This is a genomic window from Stutzerimonas sp. Brlt_14, assembly GCF_051948915.1.
Taxonomy (GTDB): Bacteria; Pseudomonadota; Gammaproteobacteria; order Pseudomonadales; family Pseudomonadaceae; genus Stutzerimonas; species Stutzerimonas stutzeri.
Genome location: NZ_JAYJLM010000002.1, coordinates 200514 through 220822 on the forward strand (window position 1 = coordinate 200514; position 20309 = coordinate 220822).

The 20309-nt window shown below is 65.4% G+C and carries 15 protein-coding genes; 6 read left to right on the forward strand and 9 right to left on the reverse strand.

The features are described 5' to 3' along the window. Window positions 1-2 precede the first annotated feature (2 nt). The 7 genes from VF716_RS04835 to glgA form a co-directional block, all read right to left on the reverse strand. On the reverse strand, window positions 3-851 hold the full coding sequence (locus tag VF716_RS04835; protein WP_011913275.1) for a M23 family metallopeptidase: 849 nt from the start codon (window positions 849-851) through the stop codon (window positions 3-5). A gap of 286 nt (window positions 852-1137) precedes the next feature. Next, window positions 1138-3288: a glycogen debranching protein GlgX gene (gene glgX / locus VF716_RS04840; RefSeq protein ID WP_049326132.1), complete on the reverse strand. Its 2151-nt coding sequence runs from the start codon at window positions 3286-3288 to the stop codon at window positions 1138-1140. Between the two features lie 100 nt (window positions 3289-3388). Next, the gene (locus VF716_RS04845) at window positions 3389-3727 is read right to left on the reverse strand and encodes a DUF2934 domain-containing protein (protein WP_013982816.1); all 339 of its coding nucleotides are present in this window, start codon (window positions 3725-3727) and stop codon (window positions 3389-3391) included. After that, window positions 3724-6534, reverse strand: a complete 2811-nt coding sequence (locus tag VF716_RS04850) for a malto-oligosyltrehalose synthase (RefSeq protein WP_049324401.1) — start codon at window positions 6532-6534, stop codon at window positions 3724-3726. Before VF716_RS04850 ends, VF716_RS04845 begins: the two co-directional genes overlap by 4 nt. Next, entirely contained in the window at window positions 6531-8606 is a 2076-nt protein-coding gene (malQ, locus tag VF716_RS04855) for a 4-alpha-glucanotransferase (RefSeq protein ID WP_049324402.1), read from the reverse strand. Before malQ ends, VF716_RS04850 begins: the two co-directional genes overlap by 4 nt. After that, a complete protein-coding gene (gene treZ, locus VF716_RS04860; protein WP_049324404.1) occupies window positions 8603-10375 on the reverse strand; it encodes a malto-oligosyltrehalose trehalohydrolase in 1773 nt (590 codons plus the stop codon). The genes malQ and treZ overlap by 4 nt, the downstream gene beginning before the upstream one ends. Window positions 10376-10387: 12 nt before the next feature. Continuing rightward, window positions 10388-11938, reverse strand: coding sequence for a glycogen synthase GlgA (gene glgA / locus VF716_RS04865; protein ID WP_045632111.1), 1551 nt, complete (start codon window positions 11936-11938; stop codon window positions 10388-10390). Between the two features lie 298 nt (window positions 11939-12236). On the opposite strand from glgA, the gene VF716_RS04870 reads away from it, so the two are divergent. After that, the gene (locus VF716_RS04870) at window positions 12237-12743 is read left to right on the forward strand and encodes a CinA family protein (protein WP_019406135.1); all 507 of its coding nucleotides are present in this window, start codon (window positions 12237-12239) and stop codon (window positions 12741-12743) included. 3 nt (window positions 12744-12746) lie between these two features. On the opposite strand, the gene VF716_RS04875 is transcribed toward VF716_RS04870, so the two are convergent. After that, complete coding sequence (locus VF716_RS04875; protein ID WP_019406136.1) at window positions 12747-13859, reverse strand: mechanosensitive ion channel family protein; 1113 nt, start codon at window positions 13857-13859, stop codon at window positions 12747-12749. Between the two features lie 203 nt (window positions 13860-14062). Here VF716_RS04875 and VF716_RS04880 point away from each other — a divergent pair, with 203 nt between their 5' ends. Both VF716_RS04880 and VF716_RS04885 read left to right on the forward strand, forming a co-directional pair. Then, the gene (locus tag VF716_RS04880; protein ID WP_053527438.1) at window positions 14063-14593 is read left to right on the forward strand and encodes a ferritin-like domain-containing protein; all 531 of its coding nucleotides are present in this window, start codon (window positions 14063-14065) and stop codon (window positions 14591-14593) included. A 107-nt stretch (window positions 14594-14700) separates the two neighbouring features. Then, the gene (locus tag VF716_RS04885; protein ID WP_013982808.1) at window positions 14701-14985 is read left to right on the forward strand and encodes a DUF2061 domain-containing protein; all 285 of its coding nucleotides are present in this window, start codon (window positions 14701-14703) and stop codon (window positions 14983-14985) included. 6 nt (window positions 14986-14991) lie between these two features. On the opposite strand, the gene VF716_RS04890 is transcribed toward VF716_RS04885, so the two are convergent. Then, window positions 14992-15267: a DUF1652 domain-containing protein gene (locus VF716_RS04890; RefSeq protein ID WP_013982807.1), complete on the reverse strand. Its 276-nt coding sequence runs from the start codon at window positions 15265-15267 to the stop codon at window positions 14992-14994. Window positions 15268-15554: 287 nt separating this feature from the next. On the opposite strand from VF716_RS04890, the gene VF716_RS04895 reads away from it, so the two are divergent. From VF716_RS04895 to VF716_RS04905, 3 genes are all read left to right on the forward strand, one after another. Beyond that, complete coding sequence (locus VF716_RS04895) at window positions 15555-15851, forward strand: hypothetical protein (RefSeq protein ID WP_013982806.1); 297 nt, start codon at window positions 15555-15557, stop codon at window positions 15849-15851. A gap of 28 nt (window positions 15852-15879) precedes the next feature. Further along, a complete protein-coding gene (ligD, locus tag VF716_RS04900; RefSeq protein WP_049324785.1) occupies window positions 15880-18435 on the forward strand; it encodes a DNA ligase D in 2556 nt (851 codons plus the stop codon). 62 nt (window positions 18436-18497) lie between these two features. After that, a complete protein-coding gene (locus tag VF716_RS04905) occupies window positions 18498-20300 on the forward strand; it encodes a thiamine pyrophosphate-requiring protein (RefSeq protein WP_049324787.1) in 1803 nt (600 codons plus the stop codon). Window positions 20301-20309 lie beyond the last annotated feature (9 nt).

Sequence of the window (20309 nt, forward strand, 5' to 3'; positions counted from 1 at the left end):
CATCACTGGCTGCTCAGCGCGAAGTTGGGCAGCGATTCCACCGGCTGGTTGAAGCGGAAGGGGATCGACACCATCGCCGCGCCGTAGGGCTTCTGTACCACGAAATGCAGGTGTGGGCCGGTACTGCGGCCCGTATTGCCGGACTTGCCGAGCAGCGTGCCGACTTCCACGCGCTGCCCCGGCTTGACCCGCACCGAGCCCCGGCTCAGGTGCAGATAGGCGCTGTGGGTGCCGTCGTCGTGCTCGATGCGCACATGGTTGCCGGCCGGGTCGGGCAGCCGCCCGCCCTGGCCGTCGCGAACCTTCACCACGGTCCCGGCGCGGGCCGCGACGATGGGCGTGCCCACCGGCATCGCGATATCCACCGCATAACGGCCGCTCGGCGAGTTGTGACTGAAGTCGCCGCCGGCGCCCTGGGAGATCCGGAACGGTCCTCCTTGCCACGGCAGGGCGTAGGCCGGGCCATCGACGACACCAGGCTGATCCGGCTCCGGCGAGAAGATCAGCGCATAGCTGAACGAGTGCTTGAACATGATCGGCCCGCCCGCCTGACGCTTGCTCAGCGTGGCGACGCGTACTCGGCTGTTGGCCGGCACCGTCTTGCGGATCACGCCGTTGCCGACGCCCGCCACGTTGACCATGCGCGTCAGGCGCAGCGTCACCTCCACCGGTACCTCCAGGGTATTGCTGACATCCATGGCCTTGCCGCTGCCGGCACGGTTGATGAGCAGCCGTACCGAGCCCGGTTTGTCGGTTGCTTTCGCTTGCTTGCTGGAGGCGAAGCTGGGAGCCAGCGGAGCCAGCCCGATCAGTAGCAGAAGGGGATAGATGAGCGGTCGCAGAGAGAGCATGACGTGTGATCCATCACGGAAAAGACAAGGCTGCCGGCGACGAGCAGAACGAATCCGTTGGTTGTTTAAGGGGGCCGCGCTGGATTTTGGGACTGGCGTCACGCGGCGAGGTTCACTGCCGCATGTCGTTTTTCCAGGTGGTTTTTGTCGTTGCGAGAAATGCGGACGGACGCCCCGGCCGGCCGAAGCGGGAGCCCACGCCGTAGCGGTGTGGGCAGCCGACAGCGTCAGAACGCGACGGGCCAGGCGACGTCGCCCCGAACCTGTCACGGTCCGGGGCGCTTCATCACTCGTCAGCCTTGATCAGTTCCAGCAGCAACAGCGAGCGGCCGGTGACGGCGTACTCGTCGTTGAAGTCGAAACGTTCCGGCCGCGCGGTGGGGTGGTTGGTGTCGATCAGGCGGTTCCAGTAGATGCCCTGGGGCACCTCGGGCAGCGTGAAATTCACCAGGTCGTGGTGCGAGTTGACGATGATCAGCAGCGTCGCATCCGAACCGGCGCGGCGGATGCCGGTCGGCTGGGCACGGCCGTCGAGGAGCATGCCCATGCAGCGGTTGTGTGCATCTTCCCACTGCTCGATGGTCATCTCTTCGGCATTCGGCGCCAGCCAGGTGACATCCTTGACCCCCAGTTCCTCGTTGTAGGCGCCGACCAGGAAGCGGCTGCGGCGCAGCATCGGGAAGCGCTGACGCAGGCGGATCAGCTTGCGGGCGAAGCCCAGCAGGCCGTAGCTGTCCTCGCTGATGTCCCAGTTCACCCAGCCGATCTCGCTGTCCTGGCAATAGGCGTTGTTGTTGCCGTGCTGGGTCCGGGCGAACTCGTCACCGGCGACGATCATCGGGGTGCCCTGGGAGAACAGCAGCGTGGCGAGGAAGTTGCGCATCTGCCGATAGCGCAGCTCGTTGATCTCCGGATCGTCGGTGTGGCCTTCCACGCCGTGGTTCCAGGACAGGTTGTTGTCGCTGCCGTCGCGGTTGTCCTCGTCGTTGTCCTCGTTGTGCTTGTGGTTGTACGACACCAGGTCCTTGAGGGTGAAGCCGTCGTGGGCGGTGACGAAGTTGACCGAGCTGAACGGCCGACGCCCGCGCTGGTTGTAGAGGTCGCCGGAGCCGGTCAGGCGGCTGGCGAAGTCGGCCAGCTGGCCGTCATCCCCTTTCCAGAACGACCGCACGGTGTCGCGGAACTGGTCGTTCCACTCGGCCCAGCCCGGTGGGAAGCCACCGACCTGATAGCCGCCGGGGCCGCAGTCCCAAGGTTCGGCGATCAGCTTGGTCTTGGCCAGCACCGGGTCCTGGCGACAGGCGACGAGGAAGCCGTGACGCTCGTCGAAGCCGTAGTGCTCGCGACCGAGAATGGTCGCCAGGTCGAAGCGGAAGCCGTCCACGTGCATCTCGGTGGCCCAGTAGCGCAGCGAATCGGTGACCATCTGCAGTACGCAGGGGTGGCTCATGTCCAGCGTATTGCCGGTGCCGGAATCGTTGATGTAGTAGCGCTTGTCGTCCGGCATCAGGCGATAGTAGGAGGCATTGTCGATGCCGCGCATGGACAGCGTCGGGCCCAGCTCGTTGCCTTCGGCCGTGTGGTTGTAGACCACGTCGAGGATCACCTCGAGGTCGGCATTGTGCAGGTGCGCGACCATTTCCTTGAATTCGGTGATCTTGCCGCTGGCCAGATACTTCGGATGCGGTGCGAAGAAGGCGATGCTGTTGTAGCCCCAGTAGTTGCTCATGCCCTTTTCCAGCAGATGCTGGTCCTGGACGAAGGCATGAATGGGCAGGAACTCGACGGAAGAGACGCCGAGCTTGCGGATGTAGTCGATGACTTCCGGCGTCTTGAAGCCGGCGAAGGTGCCGCGTACGTCATCGGCCACGGACGGGTGGCGCATGGTGTAACCGCGCACGTGGGTCTCGTAGATGATCGTCTTATCCCAGGGCACCTGCACCGGATGGTCGCGGCCCCAGGTGAAGGCCGGGTCGATGATCTTGCACTTGGGCACGAAGGGCGCGCTGTCGCGCTCGTCGAAGCTGAGATCGCCGTCGGGATGGCCGATGGTGTAGCCGAACAGCGCTTCCGACCATTTCAGCTCGCCCACCAGTTGTTTGGCGTAGGGGTCGATGAGCAGCTTGTTGGGGTTGAAGCGATGACCGTTCTCCGGGTCGTAGGGCCCGTGCACGCGATAGCCATAGATCTGACCGGGGTGGGCGTCGGGCAGGTAGCCGTGCCAGATCTCGTCGGTGTACTCGGGCAGTTCGATGCGCTCGATCTCGGTTTCACCGCTGGCATCGAACAGGCACAGCTCCACTTTGGTGGCGTGTGCGGAAAAGATGGCGAAATTCACGCCCAAGCCGTCCCAGGTCGCCCCGAGAGGGAAGGGCAGGCCCTCGCGAATCCTGGAAGGGGTCATGACCTGTGGCGCGTGGGGCTTTTTCTTACTCATTGAAAACTCCAAGGACGGATTCAGGAAGGCACAGCGAAGCGCCTGTCGGCGCGGACGGTCATTAGACCGAACCGACGCCGACAAGATTGCCTGCCGCCGGTCAGCTTTCCTTCTTTGCGCGCGGGGTACGGGTCTTCTTGATGGTTTCCGGTGTGCCGGCCTTGGCGTCGGTGTCCGCCTTGGCGGTATCAGCCTTGGCACTGGCACGGCTCGCGCGGGGCTTCGCAGCCGGCGCTTCCTTGACCTTCGGTGTGGCGTCGGTGGGCTTGGTGGCGGTTTTGCGCGCGCGGGTCGCCGGTTTGGCCACGGGGGCCCCTTTTTCGGCCTCGACCAGCTTGCGAGCCATCTCCCAGTGACGCTCTTCCTCACCGTGCGGGCAGCCTTCGGACTGCCAGATCTGGTAGGCGAACTCGCGGATACGTTTTTCTTCTGCACTCATTGTTGGGATTCTCCTGTTGCTCTCGTAGACGTATGCAGGACGGCCACCGACAAGCCGTCCAGAACGCGCGCAGCCTCGAGGCTGGCTTGTTGGGATGTGACTGTCGTTCCGTCGAAAAGTCGCTCGAACTCACTACCGTCCAGCGCCTCGGGCAATGCGATGCGGGTATCGCCCCAACGCTGCGCTGGAATCCGAGGTTGTCTGCTGTCGCTCAGCAGGCCGGCAGCCAGCCGCGGCACCACCACCACCAGCCATTGCCCGTCCAGTTCGCGAGCGAAGGCGAGCAGGCGCTCGGCCTGCTCGCCGCTCACCGAAAGCGGCAGATAACGGCCCTCGGTGAACAGCCGCGGAAAACGTCGACGAGCCTGCAGCGTGCGGCTGATCACCAGCTGTTTGATGCGACCGTCATGCCAGCTTTGCAGCAGCTGGTCAGGCGTTGCGGGCTGCTCGAGGCTGTTGCGGCGCGCGGCGAAGTCCACGGGGCGGCGATTGTCCGGGTCCACCAGGCTCAGGTCCCAGAACTCGGCGCCCTGGTAGAGATCCGGCACACCGGGGGTGGTCATGCGCAGCAAGGTCTGCACGAGGCTGTTCAATGCACCGGCGGGCGCCAGCTCAGCGGCTGCGGCGGCGATTTCGTCCCGTAATGGTGCGCCTTCGGCGGCCAGCAGCAGGTGCTCCACGTATTGCCGGCAGGCGCCTTCGTAGTCGCCGTTGGGATCGCTCCAGGTGGTGCGCAGCTTGGCTTCGCGCAAGGCCTTTTCCTGCCATTGCAGAATGCGCGCGCTGTACTGCTCCATGGCGGGTCGGTCGTCCGCCTGCAGGTCCAGCGGCCAGCTGCCGAGCAGGATCTGGAACAGCATCAGCTCGTCGGCGGGCGAGGGCGCGGGGCCATCGTCCAGCTGGCGGATCTGTCCTGCTGCCAGTTCGCGCCAGTGGCGGACCTTGCCGGCGAACCAGTCGGCGCGCTCGCTGAGCACCGCGATGCGCGCACGGGTGTCCTCGCCGCGCTTGTGATCGTGGGTGGCGGTGGTCAGCAGGTTGCGCGGGAAATGCTCGACGCGTTGCAGGCATTCATCGTGAAAGGCCTGCGCGGGTGCGCTGAAGTGCTGCGGGTCGAAGCCCACGTCGTTGCGCGAGAGCAGGATGCCGGAGCGGTAGCAGGCGGTGTCTTCGACGGCCTTGGCGGCCGCCGGCGAGGTCAGCTGCTGGAAGCGTGTGCAGGCGTAGCGGCGAATCTTGCGCAGGTGGCGCGGCAGCTGACGCAGACTCTCGCCGCCCAGCCAGCGCTGCAGATGCTCCAGCAGCGGCCAGTCCGCTTCGCCCAGGGTTGTCTTCGCGCCTTCCAGCGCCTGCTGGAAGAACGGCTCGTCCGCCTTGCGCCGGCCTGACGCGGCGATATAGGTGCGGTACACCGGGAAGTGAATGATCAGCTCCAGCAGCGCTCGACGGATCGCGCCGAGGGTGATGTCGCGAGTCATCACGTCGCCGCGAGCCACCTGTAGCAACGCCTGGGCGACGGTTTCGAAATCGCCGGCCAAGGGACCGGTCAGCACCAGCTGGCGGGCCTGGCGGGCCTCTTCCATGAAATCGGTGGTGCGCCCGCTGGTCTCGCTCCACAGCGAGCAGAGCACCGCTTCGCCAGCCGGGTCATGCTGCAGCAGCGACACCTGGTTCATGAACTCGTAGCCGGTGGTGCCGTCCACGCCCCAGTCGTCATGCAGTCGCTCGCCACCGGCGAGGATCTTTTCGACGTAGATCGGCACGTGATCCTGTACCGCTTCCGACGGACGGCCGGCATTGAGCCGGTCGACACGACGGCGCAGGCGCCGGCAGTAGCCGCGTGGGTCGGCCAGACCGTCGATGTGGTCGATGCGCAGGCCATCGACCAGGCCGTCGCCGATCAGCTCGAAGATCTTGGCGTGGGTTTCCTCGAACACCACCGGCCGCTCGACGCGCAGGCCGCCCAGCTCGTTGATGTCGAAGAAGCGTCGCCAGTTGATGTCGTCGCCGGCGGTGCGCCAGCTGGCCAGTCGATAATGCTGGCGTTCAAGGAGGCCGTGCAGGCGCTTGAAGCCGTCCTCGCTGGTCGAGTCGTAGCAGTTCAGCGCCTGCTCCAGCGCCTGTCGCGTTTCAGCGTCCTGCAGCTGTTCGGCCAGGTCGGCCCGCAGCAGGCGAGCGGTCTGGTAAGGCGCCGGCTCGGTCTTCAGTGCATCGAAATGCTGTGCCAGCGCCCGCAGCTGCGGATGCTCGGCGGCGCGCAGTACCTCGCCGTAGCTCGGCGGGGTGATCGGGAAGCGATGCTCGTAGTGCTCGGCGTACAGGGCGCCATTGTCGATATCCAGGCGCAGTTTAACGGTGCCCTGTTGCAGCGCCTCGCCATAGTCACTGCCCAGGAAGGGCACCAGCAGCTGCCCTTCGAGCAGGGGGTCCGGCGAATTCCATTCGATGTCGAAGAACTGCGCATAGGGGCTGCGGCGACCCCATTCGAGCACGTCCAGCCACCAGGCGTTACCGGAACCACCCACGGCCATGTGGTTGGAGACGATGTCCAGGATCAGTCCCATGCCCTTGCCGCGCAGGGCCTCAACGAGACGCTGCAGCGCCGGCTCGCCGCCCAGTTCCGGGTTGATGCGGGTCGGGTCGATCACGTCATAGCCGTGCATGGAGCCCGGGCGGGCTGTGAGCAGCGGTGAAGCGTAGATGTGGCTGATGCCGAGTTCGGCGAAGTAATCCACCAGTGCGGTGGCGTGATCCAGGGTGAAGTCGCGGTGAAACTGTAGTCGCAGGGTCGCGGTAAGGTCTTTCATCGATGCGCAGCTCCACGATGGTTGCGGCGTGCCTGCGCCAGGCATTCCAGGCGCCGGCGGCTGGCTTCGCCGTCGAGCAGCGTTGCACTGTCGCCGGGATAGCGGCGACGCCAGTTGGGATGGGTTTCGACGATGCCCGGCATGTTGGTCTGTTCCTCCAGGCCGAGGGCGTCCTCGACCGGAAACAACACCAGCGGCGCGCGGGTGTGGCCGAGAAAACAGGCCGCTGCATCGACGGCTTGTTCGGCGCTCAGCAGATGATGAGGATCTTTTCCGCCATCCTCGCAGAGCGCACGGTTGAGCCCGGCGCGCTCATGTTCGCGGGAACGCCATTGCTGATCGCGATCGGCTTCCTGCACCTGACCGACCTTGATGCGCCAGTCGATGTCATGGCCGTTCCACCAGCCCCTCAGGGTCGGGATGTCGTGGGTGGTACTGGTCGCCAGGGCCTGGTCGGAATACTGGTCGGCACGCTGGAAATGGCCGTCGTGCTGTTCGAACAGCAGTACCCGCATGCCGAGGATGCCCTTGGCGGCGAGCACGTCGCGAAACCCGTGGGGAATGGTGCCGAGATCCTCGCCGAGGATCACCGCCTGATGCCGCCAGGCCTCCAGGCAGAGCAGGCGCAGCATGTCGTCGAAGGGGAAGTTGAGGTACACGCCGCGCTTGGGGTCGGCGCCGGCCGGCACCACCCACAGGCGCTTGAGGCCCAGCACGTGGTCGATGCGCATGCCGCCGGCGTGGGCGAGATTGGCGCGCAGCATTTCGATATAGGCCCGGAAGCCATGCTGACGCAGGCCCCAGGGCGAGAACGCGGAGATGCCCCAGTTCTGTCCGTCGCGGTTCATCACATCCGGCGGTGCGCCGACGCTCAGCGAAGCGAGCAGTTCGCCCTGGCGGCTCCAGGCCTGGCTGCCACCGCCGTCGGCGCCGACGGCAAGGTCGGAGACCAGACCGATGCGCATGCCTGCGCTGCGTGCGGCAACCTGTGCGCGCTCGAGCCCGCGCGCCATCAGCCACTGGCCGAAGGCGTGATAGCTGACCTCGTCGGCATGTTCGCGGGCGAAGCGTTCCACTGCCGGGCTGGCCGGGTCGCGGTAGTCCTGCGGCCAGTTGGGCCAATGCTGCGGATGGCCTTCGGCGTCACGCAGATGCTGGTGCAGCGCCTCGAAACGACAATGGTTCTCCAGCGCTTCGCCGCCATTGGCGCGAAAACTGTCGAAATCGGCCTGTTGCGGGTTCTCGCCCTGGCTGAAGTCGTCGAACAGCTGGCGCAGCAGGCGCTGACGCGATTGCGCCACGGCAGGCCAGTCGATCAGGTCCAGTCGCTCGAGGCGCTCCAGCTCCTCGCCGAGTCCGCACGCCTCGATGGCCTGACGCACCGGCCACTCGCCGAGAATGGAGCCCGGCGCCGCGTGCAGCACGTTGTAAAACAGTCGGCTGGAGGGCGAGTAGGGACTGTACTGATTGATATGCGCACCGAACATGGCATGCACCGGGCTGATGCCTAGCGCGTCGGCTCCATGGGCACCGGCATTGCGCACCAGTGCTTCCAGCGCCTGGGTGTCGCCCAGCCCGCCGTCGCCCGGTCGGCGCAGGCTGTACAGCTGGGCCGTCAGCCCCCAGGCGTTCGGGCCGGCGAGCTGCGCAACCGTGGGGCACGAGGGCGGCGCGACCGCCACGGTCAGTTCGGTCTCGTCGATCCTCAGGCGGTGATAGCCGGGGGTGTCCGGCACATGCAGCCGTGCCTGGTCGTCCAGCGTGCCGTGCAGCACGTCGCCCTGTTCGGCCACCAGTTCGTAACGGCTGGACGGCGGGAAGTAGGCCGCCAGCTCCAGCACGGCGTTCTGGTCGCAGGTCAGCAGCGGCGGTACGCCGCCGTGGTTGTTCTGATGCGCGATGACTTTCAGGCTGGCTTCGATCTGCTGATCGGTATCTGCCTCGAGTCCGAGGCAACCGAGCACTTCACGCAGTACTTGCGGCTCCACCCGCTGCTGACGGTTGTCGGCGTCCACCCAGTCGATGGACAACCCGGCTGCGTCAGCCAGGCGGATCAGGGCTTCGTCACTCATGTGGCTTTCTCCAGATACAGCCTGGCCATACGAGGTGCCAACTGGTCATGCGCATGCGTGGCCTCGCGGCTGGCGAACAGCAGCTCGCCGCTGATCGATGCCGTCGGAAGGGGTGCGGCCTGGGTGCCAAGGTTGAGCTCCAGACGCAGCCGGCTGCCATCGCCGAGCTGCCAGCGGGAGAGCACCGCCGCTTGCGCCAGCACACGGGATTCGAGAAAGTGCGCACCCTGCAGGCGCGGCACGATCTCCCGGTGGCGGATGCTCAGCAACTCGCGATACAGCGCATACCATTCGGCATGCCCAGGTTCCTGGCGGGCGCTGAAATCCGGGCGCGAATTTTCGAAGGTGGAAACCGCGTTGGGGTCGGGAATGCGCTCGCGGGTGGCTTCGTCGGCGAACTCGGCAAACTCGGCGAACTCGTTGCGCCGCCCTTCGCGCACTGCATCGGCCAGTTCGCCGTGGTGGCTGGTGAAGAACAGGAATGGTTGGCGCGCCCCCCATTCCTCGCCCATGAACAACAGCGGCACCATGGGCGACAGCAGCAGCACGGCGGTAGCAGCACGCAATGCGTCGGCATCGGCCAGGCTGACCAGGCGCTCGCCGAAGGCGCGGTTGCCGGTCTGATCATGGTTCTGCAGGAACAGCACGAAGGAGGTCGGCGGCAGATGGCCGCTGGGCTCGCCACGTGCTTCACCGCGACGATTGTTCTGCCCCTGGTAGATGAAGCCTTCACCGAGGAAACGCGCCAGCTTGGTCGTGGCGTCCTGGTGATAGTCGGCGTAGTAGCCCTGACTCTCGTCGGTGAGCAGGGCATGCAGCACGTTGTGGCCGTCGTCGTTCCACTGCGCAGTGAAGCCGGCGGTCAGCAGGCTGGCGCGGTTGTCCTCGTTTTCCAGTACCAGGTGCACGTGGCGGCCAGGCTCGACGCTGGCGTGCACGCGCTCGGCCAGCTCGGTGAGGAAACTGCGGTCGGGAATCGCATGCACGGCGTCGAAGCGCAGCCCGTCGAAGCGGTAGTCCAACAGCCACATCAGGGTGTTGTCGATGAAGAAGTCGCGCACTTCGCGGCGGCGGAAATCGATGCCGTCGCCCCAGGGCGTCTGCTGGTCGTGGCGGAAGAAGTGCTTGGCATAGCGGCCCAGGTAGTTGCCGTCCGGCCCGAAGTGGTTGTAGACCACGTCGAGAAAGACCATCAGGCCCAGCCCGTGGGCGGTGTCGATCAGGTGCTTGAGTTCTTCCGGGCTTCCGTAGGCGGCTTCCGGCGCATAGGGCAGGACGCCGTCGTAGCCCCAGTTGCGATCGCCGGGGAATTCAGCGATCGGCATCAGCTCGATGGCGGTAACGCCAAGCTCCGCCAGGTCGGCGAGGTGTTTTTCCATGGCGGCGAAGCCGCCGTACAGCCCGACGTGCATCTCGTAGAGGACGGTTTCCTCCCAGGGACGGCCCAGCCAGTTCGGGTTGCGCCACAGATAGTTGCTGCTGGTGTCGACGACCAGGCTGGGCGCGTGCACGTCGCCGGCCTGGGCGCGGGAGGCGGGGTCCGGCACCTGTAACTCATCGTCGATGAGAAAGCGGTAGAGGGTGCCGGCTCCGTAAGGGGCATCGATGCTGTACCAGCCATCTTCGTTGGCGGTCATCGGCAGTGTTTGGGCGCCAACCACGATCAGACTGACGTTTTGCGCATCGGGCGCCCAGATCCTGAAGCGGGTGGTCCCGTCATCCAGCAGTTCCGGACCGTGATGCCCGATAAAGGCACGCTGCTTGTGCATTGAATAGCCTCTTCAGATTAAAAGACGAACCTCGCGGCGCTCCCCGAGCAGCTGCTGGTAGAGCGCGTCATAGGGTTCGATGGCATGGCGCCAGAAGAATCCGGCCGCCATGGCCCGGCAGCGCATGGCGCCGAGCAGTTCAGGGTGGTGATGCACCGCCAGGGCGCGCTGTACGGCCTGGCGATAGCTGGCCGCGTCGGGTGCGTCGAACAGGAAGCCGGTGATGCCGTCCTCGATGGAGTCCGCCAGCCCGCCGGTACGCCGGGCGATGGGCAGCGAGGCGTAGCGCTGGGCGTACATCTGGCTCAGGCCGCAGGGCTCGTAGCGTGACGGCATGAGCAGGAAGTCGCTGCCGGCGAACAGACGGCGCGCGTCGGTCTCGTTGAAGCCGATGTGCGCTCCGACCTGTCCGGGATACTGCTCGGCCAGCTGACGGACCTGCGCTTCGATCTGGCTCTCGCCCTGGCCGAGAATGGCCAGCTGACCGCCGCCTTCGACGATGGCATGGGCCACATCGAGGGTCAGGTCCACGCCTTTCTGATGCACCAGGCGCGAGACCACGGCGAACAGCGGAGCGTCGCGCATCTCCAGCCCGAACGCGTCCCGCACATAGGCGGCATTGGCCTGCTTGCCGGCCCAGTCACGGGCACTGAAGCCGCTGACGAGGTAAGGGTCGCTTTCCGGCTCCCAGCTTTCGTCGATGCCGTTGAGCAAGCCGCTGAGCAGGCCCTGGCGGGCCTTCATGCTGAGGAACCCTTCCATACCGCAGCCGAACTCCGGCGTGGTGATCTCCCTGGCGTAGGTCGAGCTCACGGTGGTGACGTGATTGGCATAGGCGATGCCGGCCTTAAGCAGCGACAGCTTGCCGTAGAACTCCATGCGCTCCGGGTCGCAGGCCTCGCCGGGAATGCCCAGCAGACGCCGCTGGGACATGTCGATATTGCCCTGATAGGCGAGGTTGTGGATGGTGAACACGCTGGGCGTCGACAGTCCGCGCCAGTGCATGTACGCCGGTGCCAGACCTGCCGGCCAGTCATGGGCATGGACCAGCTCTGGCGCCCAGCTGATGCAGGCGGTGCCGGCGGCGATCTCGGCAGCGGCCAGGCCGAGGCGGGCGAAGCGGACCGGGTTGTCCAGCCAGTCGTTGCCGTGTCCGTCGACGTAGGGTGAACCATCGCGCTCGTAGATTTCAGGGCTGATCAGCACATAGATGATCAGGCCATCCGGCATGTCGATGCGGCCGATGCGGCAGCCGGGTACCTCGGCGTATCCGCTCAGCGAGCCGACAATGCGGATAGGGTGGCCGCTGTTGATGACTTGCGAATAACCGGGAATCAGCACACGCACATCGTGGCGTGCGCCAAGTGCTCGGGGCAGGGCGGCGGACACGTCGGCGAGGCCGCCGGTCTTGACCAGGTCGGTCAGCTCGGAGGTCACGAACAGGATCTTGCGTTTGTCATCGTGGCTACTGCGAATCTGCAGAGCAGGGCGAGTAACCGGGGGCACAGCGGGTTGGGCCTTCGGTAGTCCGAGAGGCCGGGCGTTCACAGCGGCAATACTCATCACGATCTCCCCAGAGCCCCGGCGTTCCAGGTGCCGGTGCCAGCTACGAGCTTATTTCTCCCATGCAACGATCTGATGACCGCCACATACCATGAACACGACCAGGCAAAAACGATTGTTAGGAGCTGCCGCGAGGGCAGGTAGAGCTGCGCCGGCCCTACCAAAAACCAGACCCGATGTCGCGGTAGAAGTTCTTAAAAAACTAGAACAGACGACCGCGGTTGGAACTCGCGCCAGGCCAACCCGCTCCGAATTCAGAACACGAACCTGAAGGCCCATTTGTGGCGGAGCAAAAAACATGCAGGAGATCGAACGAGTCGTGGCATTCCTGCAGCGCGAGGAACTCAAGCTGACCACCGCGGAGTCCTGTACCTGCGGCTTGATGGCCTCGCTGCTGGGTGACATCCCGGGTTGCGGCCAGGTGCTCGACAGCGGGTTCGTCGTCTACTCGCCGAAAGCCAAGAACCGCCTGCTCAACGTGGATTTCGAGACCATCGAGAAATTCGGCCTGACCAGCGAAGAGGTGGCCCGCGAGATGGCCATCGGTGCGCTGAACGCCAGTGTCGCCACGCTGGCAGTGGCCAATACCGGCGTGGCCGACGACGATCAGGAGGATGAAGGCGGCACGCAGTGCTACGCCTATGCACTGATGCGGGGCGAGCGACAGGTGGTGGTGAGCGAAACGGTGCAGTTCGACGGCGACCGCGTCGAGATTCGCAAGCAGGCGGCGCGGCACGGCCTGACCCAGCTGGAGAACAAGTATGCGCAGCTGGTGCAGAAGCTCGAGCAGGGTGAAGGCGCCTGACGCCTACACCGGAGGCTGGCGTTCCGGCTCGACGTGCTGCGGTTGCGACATATCGACGCGCTGCTTGTGTCCGACGCTCAGGTCGGCCCGGACCTGCGGCAGCGAATGCGGATACTGCCGCTGGATGAAGCCCAGCAGATTCTCGCGGATGTGGCAGCGCAGGTCCCAGTTGCGCGACGAATCCGGGGAGCTGACCAGGGCGCGCAGCTGGATGGACTTCTCGCTGGCATCGGTCACCTGCAGCACGCAGACCCGACCGTCCCACAGTTCGGGAACGTCCTTGCAGAGCCGCCGCAGCTCCTCGCGCAGCGGCTCCAGAGGCAGGCTGTAGTCGGCCCAGAGAAACACTGTGCCGATCAGGCTAGAGCCACGACGGGTCCAGTTCTGGAAAGGCTTTTCGATGAAGTACTGCAGCGGCACGACCAGCCGGCGGTCGTCCCAGATCCGCACCACCACGTAAGTGCCGGTGATTTCCTCGATGCGGCCCCATTCGTTCTCGACGATCACCACGTCATCCAGGCGGATCGGCTGGGTCATGGCGATCTGCAGTCCGGCGATCAGGTTGGCCAGTACCGGCCTCGCGGCAAAGCCCACCGCAAGACCTGCAAGCCCCGCCGAAGCCAGCAGGCTGGCACCGAACTGGCGTGCGCCGGGGAAGGTCATCAGCATCGCCGCGGCACCGATCAGCAGAACGAAGAACGCCAGGGTCCGTAGCAATACCCGAGATTGCGTCTGGATCTGCCGGGCACGCAGGTTGTCGACCACATCCACCGGGTTGCGCAGTTGGATGAACTGCTGAAGGCCGCGCAGCAGGCGCATCACCAGCCAGGTCAGGGTGCCAATGATCAGAAGCGTGGTCACATGCCGCGCGCCGTCGATCAGCAGCAGGTCATCAGGCGCCGAGGTCCAGACGCCCTGCAGGCCCATCAGTGGCAGCAGCACGCGGATGGGCTTTTCCAGCTGTTCGGACAGCTCGCGGGTGAACAGGAAGGCCCGCGCCAGGCGCAGCATCAGAGCGGTCAGCAGACGGCCGAACAGGCTGAGGATCAGCACCACGAACAAGGCTGCAGCGAGCGTGCGCAGCGCTGGCTGGCTGATGTACTGATCCCATTGCAAGAGATAGGCGGGCAGTTCGATGGCGGAGGGCTCCGGTTAACCGTTCGTCAGGGCCAGTGACAGGCTGTGTCTGGCAAAAGTTCAGGCCGTTGCGCCTGGGGGCGCGCCGGTCGGGTAGGGGGAACTCTTGCTGGCAGGGTCTTTCACAAAACCAAGCGGGCCACATTCGCCCCCCGACTTTTCCAGACCTGAGGAGTGATCCCATGCAAAGTGCACAGATCGGCAATGACGTCCGTACCGAACGCCTCATCGAGTGGCTGCGCGATGCGCATGCCATGGAAGCGCAGGCGGAGACCATGCTGAACAAGCAGGCAAGCCGTATCGAGCATTACCCCGAACTCAAGGCGCGGATCGAGCAGCACATCACCGAGACGCAGAACCAGGCCAAGCTGATCGAAGGCTGCCTGCAGCGCTACGACAAGTCCTATTCCGGCCTCAAGGACCTCGGCGGCAAGATGATGGCGATGGGGCAGGCCATGGGCGGCATGATGGTCAATGACGAGATCGTCAAAGGCGCGCAGATGGGCTACGTCTTCGAGAATCTCGAAATCGCCTCCTACAAGATCCTGATTGCCGCCGCCGAAGCGGTCGGCGACATGCAGACCAAGGAAGTCTGCGAGCGCATCCTGGTGGAAGAGGTCGCCATGGCCGACTGGCTGCGCGACCACCTGGCGGAGCTGACCCAGGCCTACCTGACCCGCGCGCTGGAACCCAACGTCGAAGCCAAGCGCTGAGACGGCTTGCCTGATTGCCCGGCCACCTCGGCCGGGCCTTCCCCATCCTCTTTCGCAGGGCCGTTGCGGGACCGCAAACGGCCGTGCCTGTCCGTCGGGAGCCGTCCATGAGACCACGACCGCTCGTCAAGACCCTGACCTTCGCTGTGCTGCACTTCGCCACGGCTTTCATCGTCGTTTATGCGTTGACCGGAAGCGCCGTCATCGGTGGCGCCGTCGCCTTGATCGAGCCGCTGTGCAACACCGTGGTGTTCTACCTGCACGAACGCGCCTGGCAGCGATTCGGCCGGCAGAAGGCGACCCACTCCCACAGCTACGGCCACGATGTGTTCCTCAAGTACATGGGCCGGGGGCAGGCCGCCGGGGGCCGGGCCGCGCGTACGCCGCGCTGAGCCGGGTCACTCCGTGCGCACGCTCCGATTCGTTTCGGCGGGCAGCGTGCTGCGGGTGGCGCACATTTCGATGCGCAGTTCCTGAGCCAGACGCACCAAATTGGCCGCGTCGCGGCATTGGTCGTAGGAGATGCCGAGAACAGTCAGTTCCTCATCTGGCGGTTCATGGTAGAGGCGCACGCTGAGCGAACTGTCGGAAGCATCGCGGCATTCACACTGAAACGGCCGTAGGTAGGTGTGCAGGATGGCTTCGATCTTGAACAGAGGAAGACGCGTATTCATAAATCCTCCCTAGCAAAGGAGGTGACTAAAGCGCAGTACAGCATCCGCTGCGCACCCCTGGCGTTCCGACGTCCTTCAACCGTAGCAGCACTGTTCGCCTTGTAAATGCGGCGATATGTCCATTGAGCGGATTAAGTCGCCCAGGCGCTCTAGCTAGCCTTTTCAGACCAGTGCCGCTTATCGGAACCCGTCGGGCGGACCGGTTGCCGCCCCCCTGAACTCATACCAGCGGGGGATGACCAAATTAAGTAACAGCCATGACTACCCAGCCTACGCGGAGATCCCACATGAAAAGACTGCTGCTCAGCGCAATGCTCAGTGCAATGGTTGCGGCGCCTGCGATGGCGCAGTTTCCCGCCGGCACTCCGCGTGACGATACCGGGTCACGTCCGAGCCCGATGGGCAACCCCACGCCGCAGGAAGAAGTGGAAACCCGCAAGGATCACAAGGGCCGTACCGTGACCGAAGACGGCCAGCTGGTGGCGCCACAGCCGGGCAGCGAGGAACCTTCAACCGATCCGGACCGGCATTCGGCGCCGGGCGGCCCCAACGACACTTCCACCGACGCCGGCAAGCTGGAATAGCCGCCGGCATAGCTCGCGGAGGTTGGCCATGGCGCTCGAAGATTACCAACGCATGCGTGACTTCGCCGCCACGCCGGAACCCGCCGGCAAGGCACGGCCGAAGTCCCGCAAGAGCCAGGCGCTGCAGTACTGCATCCAGAAGCACGACGCCACACGTCTGCATTACGACTTCCGCCTGGAACTGGACGGCACCCTGAAGAGCTGGGCGATTCCCAAGGGGCCAAGCCTGGACCCCGGCGTGCGCCGGCTGGCCGTTCACGTGGAAGACCACCCGCTGGAGTACGCCACCTTTGAAGGGAACATCCCCGAAGGGCATTACGGTGCCGGCGACGTGATCGTCTGGGACCGTGGCGTGTGGACACCCCAGGGCGACCCGCAGGAGGGCTATCGCAAGGGCAAGCTCAAGTTCAGCCTGGAAGGCGAGAAGCTTGCCGGCAGCTGGAACCTGGTGCGCACGCAGATGGACGGGAAGAAGGAGCAGTGGTTCCTCATCAAATCCCGTGACGAGGCGGCGCGCGAGGAGAGCGAGTACGACATCGTCACCGCCGAGCCCGACAGCGTGCTCAGTGACCGCACTCTGGTGCCGCGCAAGCGCGGCGCGAAGGCCCGCGTGGCCGAAACCCCGCCTGCGCCAGTCAAGGCACCCACCAAGAAGCGGAAACCGGCCAGGCGAAAGGCAAAGGTCGCGCTCGAGGGGGCCGTTCCGGCCGAGCTACCGGAGCATTTCAAACCGCAGCTGGCCACCCTGGTCGATACGGTACCGGGCGGGGACTGGCGGTACGAAATCAAGTTCGACGGCTACCGGATGCTCGCGCGCATCGACGCCGGCGAGGTCAGGCTGTTTACCCGCAACGGCCACGACTGGACGGCGAAGATGCCCCAGCAGGCCGCGGCGCTTGCGGGACTCGGGCTCGAGTCCGGGTGGCTGGATGGCGAGGTGGTGGTGCCGAACGAGGAGGGCACGCCGGACTTCCAGGCCTTGCAGAACGCTTTCGAGGCGGGGCGCAGCGGCAGCATTCTCTATTATCTGTTCGACATGCCTTACCTGAACGGCATGGACCTGCGCGAGGTAGCGCTGGAGCAGCGCCGCGCAGCGCTGCGCGAGGTACTGGAGCGCAGTGACAGCGAGCTGCTGCGCTTCTCCGAGGACTTCACCGAGCAGCCGGACAGCATTCTGGAAAGCGCCTGCCAGATGAAACTCGAAGGGCTGATCGGCAAGCGCGCTGGCAGCACCTACACCTCGCGACGCAGTAGCAGCTGGGTGAAGATCAAATGCAGCAACCGGCAGGAATTCATCATCGTCGGCTATACCCAGCCCAAGGGTACCCGCACCGGTTTCGGCGCGCTGCTGCTCGGCCTGCACGACGACAAGGGCGAGCTGCGTTACGCCGGCAAGGTCGGCACCGGCTTCAACCATGCAACGCTGCAGAGCCTGCACAAGAAGCTGAAGAAGCTGGAAACCGATAAAAGCCCGCTGGCCAAGGCACCGCCGGCAGCCGATGCACGTGGCGCGCAGTGGCTCAGGCCGGAACTGATGTGCGAAGTCGCCTATGCCGAAATGACCCGTCAGGGTGTGGTGCGCCACTCGGTGTTCCACGGCCTGCGAACCGACAAGCCGGCCGAGGCCATCACCCACGAGCGGGCCAAACCAGTCGCCAGGGCAAAGCCGAACGTCGCCGGCAAGGCCGATCCCCTCGGCAGCGGTCGGATCAAGATTTCCAACCCCGAACGGGTCATCGACCCCACCAGCTGCATCACCAAGATCGAACTGGCCCGCTTCTACGCGCAGATCGCCCCCTGGGCGCTGCCGCAATTGCAGAACCGACCGCTGGCCCTGGTCCGCGCGCCTGAAGGCATCACTGGCGAGCTGTTCTTCCAGAAGCACGCCGACAAGCTGGCCATCCCGCATATCACGCAGCTGGACCCGGCGCTCGATCCCAAGCACGGCGCGCTGCTGGTGATCGACAGCGCCGAGGCGCTGGTCGGCGCCGCGCAGATGGGCACTATCGAGCTGCACAGCTGGAACGCCGTGGCGCCCGATCTCGAGCACCCTGACCGCTTCGTGCTGGACCTCGACCCCGATCCGGCCCTGCCGTGGAAGCGCATGCTCGAGGCGACCCAGCTGACCCAGACGCTGCTGGACGAGATCGGCCTGGCATCGTTTCTCAAGACCAGCGGCGGCAAAGGGCTGCACATCGTCGTACCGCTCGACCCCGTGCATGACTGGAGCGAGGTGAAATCCTTCAGTCAGGCGATTGCCAGGCACCTGGCAAAACTCCTGCCGTCCCATTTCTCCGCGGTCAGCGGGCCGAAGAACCGGGTCGGGCGCATCTTCATCGACTACCTGCGCAACAGCCGTGGCGCCAGCACCGTCGCGCCGTACTCGGTACGCGCCCGCGAGGGTCTGCCGGTTTCCGTACCCATCCACCGCGACGAGCTGGCGGACCTCAAGGGCGCCAACCTGTGGACGGTGCGCAACCTGCTGGAACGCCTGCAGGAACTGGGTGACGACGACCCCTGGGCGGCCATCGGCAAGACCCGCCAGCGTCTGACCAAAAAGATTCGCGACCGCCTGAACGCCTGATGCGGCGACTGGGCCCGCATCGGCATCCCGCCAGTGCGCACGCAACTATCAGAGGAGGCAGCATGAGTGACATGACAGTCGGAGATTACCTGGTCGAGCGGCTTTACCAGTGGGGCGTGCGGCGCATCTATGGTTATCCCGGCGACGGCATCAACGGCGTGCTCGGTGCGCTGAACCGGGCGGGCGGCAAGATTCGCTTCATCCAGGCTCGGCACGAGGAGATGGCCGCCTTCATGGCCTCGGCCGATGCCAAGTTCGGCGGTGGGTTGGGTGTCTGCCTGTCCACGTCGGGGCCGGGCGCCTCGCACCTGCTGACCGGGCTGTACGACGCGCGTCTGGATCATGTGCCGGTGCTCGCGATCGCCGGGCAACAGGCCCGCACCGCGCTGGGCGCGCACTATCAGCAGGAGATCGACCTGCCGGCGATGTTCAAGGATGTCGCCGGCGCCTTCGTCCAGCAGGCCAGCGCGCCGGCACAGGTACGCCACCTGGTGGATCGGGCCATTCGCAGCGCAATCGGCGAGCGCAAGGTCGCCGCCATCATCCTGCCCAACGACCTGCAGGAGGCTCCCTACAGCGAGCCGCCGAGGACTCACGGTGCCGTGCTTTCCGGTACCGGCTACAGCCGGCCGAAGATCATTCCTTATGACGCGGACCTGCAGCGCGCCGCCGAGGTGCTCAATGCCGGCAGCAAGGTCGCCATTCTGGTTGGCGCCGGCGCGCTGCAGGCCACCGACGAGGTCATTGCCGTGGCCGAGATGCTGGGCGCCGGCGTGGCCAAGGCGCTGCTGGGCAAGGCGGCAGTGCCCGACGATCTGCCCTGGGTCACCGGTGCCATCGGCCTGCTGGGCACCGAGCCCAGCTACAAGCTGATGAATGAATGCGACACGCTGCTGATGATCGGCTCGGGCTTTCCCTATTCCGAGTTCCTGCCGGAGGAAGGTCAGGCCAGGGGTGTGCAGATCGATCTCAAGCCCGACATGCTGAGCATCCGTTACCCCATGGAGGTGAATCTGCACGGCGAGGCCGGCGAAACGTTGCGCGCGCTCGTGCCGCTGCTGGAGAAGAAGCGCGATCGCAGCTGGCAGCAACAGGTCGAAGCATGGCGCGCCGATTGGGACCGCACGCTGGAGGAGCGGGCAATGGCGGCGGCCGACCCGATCAACCCGCAGCGTGTGGCCTGGGAACTGTCGCCCCGCTTGCCCGAACGGGCCATCATCACCAGCGACTCCGGCTCCTGCGCCAACTGGTATGCCCGCGATATCCGAATGCGGCGTGGAATGATGGGGTCCCTGTCCGGCGGGCTGGCCTCCATGGGCGCCGCGGTGCCCTATGCCATCGCCGCGAAGTTCGCCCATCCGGACCGCCCGGTGGTGGCTTTGGTCGGCGACGGCGCCATGCAGATGAACAACATGGCCGAGCTGATCACGGTGGCCAAGTACTGGAGCCAGTGGCAGAACCACCAGTGGATCTGCTGCGTGTTCAACAACCAGGACCTCAACCAGGTGACCTGGGAGCAGCGCGTGATGGAGGGCGACCCGAAATTCGAGGCTTCGCAGAATCTGCCCGACGTGCCGTATCACCGCTTCGCCGAGCTGATCGGGCTGCAGGGCATCTTTTGCGACCGCGAGGACCAGGTGGCCGCCGCCTGGGAGCAGGCACTGGCCGCCGATCGCCCGGTGCTGCTGGAGTTTCGTACCGATCCCAACGTGCCGCCGCTGCCGCCTCACATCAAGCTGGAGCAGGTCAAGGCCTACGCCTCGGTGCTGCTGCATGGCGATCCGGACCAGGCCGGCATCATCAAGCAGACCGCCAAGCAGGTGCTCGGCTCGATCCTGCCAGGACACCGCAAGGACAAGCGCTGAAGCCACCTT

Coding starts and splice junctions, on each gene's coding strand:
- VF716_RS04895 (WP_013982806.1), top strand. CDS start 15,555: ATGAAAAGACTGCTGCTCAGCGCAATGCTCAGTGCAATGGTTGCGGCG.
- malQ (WP_049324402.1), bottom strand. CDS start 8,606: ATGAGTGACGAAGCCCTGATCCGCCTGGCTGACGCAGCCGGGTTGTCC.
- VF716_RS04885 (WP_013982808.1), top strand. CDS start 14,701: ATGAGACCACGACCGCTCGTCAAGACCCTGACCTTCGCTGTGCTGCAC.
- glgA (WP_045632111.1), bottom strand. CDS start 11,938: ATGAGTATTGCCGCTGTGAACGCCCGGCCTCTCGGACTACCGAAGGCC.
- VF716_RS04905 (WP_049324787.1), top strand. CDS start 18,498: ATGAGTGACATGACAGTCGGAGATTACCTGGTCGAGCGGCTTTACCAG.
- VF716_RS04880 (WP_053527438.1), top strand. CDS start 14,063: ATGCAAAGTGCACAGATCGGCAATGACGTCCGTACCGAACGCCTCATC.
- treZ (WP_049324404.1), bottom strand. CDS start 10,375: ATGCACAAGCAGCGTGCCTTTATCGGGCATCACGGTCCGGAACTGCTG.
- VF716_RS04850 (WP_049324401.1), bottom strand. CDS start 6,534: ATGAAAGACCTTACCGCGACCCTGCGACTACAGTTTCACCGCGACTTC.
- VF716_RS04845 (WP_013982816.1), bottom strand. CDS start 3,727: ATGAGTGCAGAAGAAAAACGTATCCGCGAGTTCGCCTACCAGATCTGG.
- VF716_RS04870 (WP_019406135.1), top strand. CDS start 12,237: ATGCAGGAGATCGAACGAGTCGTGGCATTCCTGCAGCGCGAGGAACTC.
- glgX (WP_049326132.1), bottom strand. CDS start 3,288: ATGAGTAAGAAAAAGCCCCACGCGCCACAGGTCATGACCCCTTCCAGG.
- ligD (WP_049324785.1), top strand. CDS start 15,880: ATGGCGCTCGAAGATTACCAACGCATGCGTGACTTCGCCGCCACGCCG.
- VF716_RS04890 (WP_013982807.1), bottom strand. CDS start 15,267: ATGAATACGCGTCTTCCTCTGTTCAAGATCGAAGCCATCCTGCACACC.
- VF716_RS04835 (WP_011913275.1), bottom strand. CDS start 851: ATGCTCTCTCTGCGACCGCTCATCTATCCCCTTCTGCTACTGATCGGG.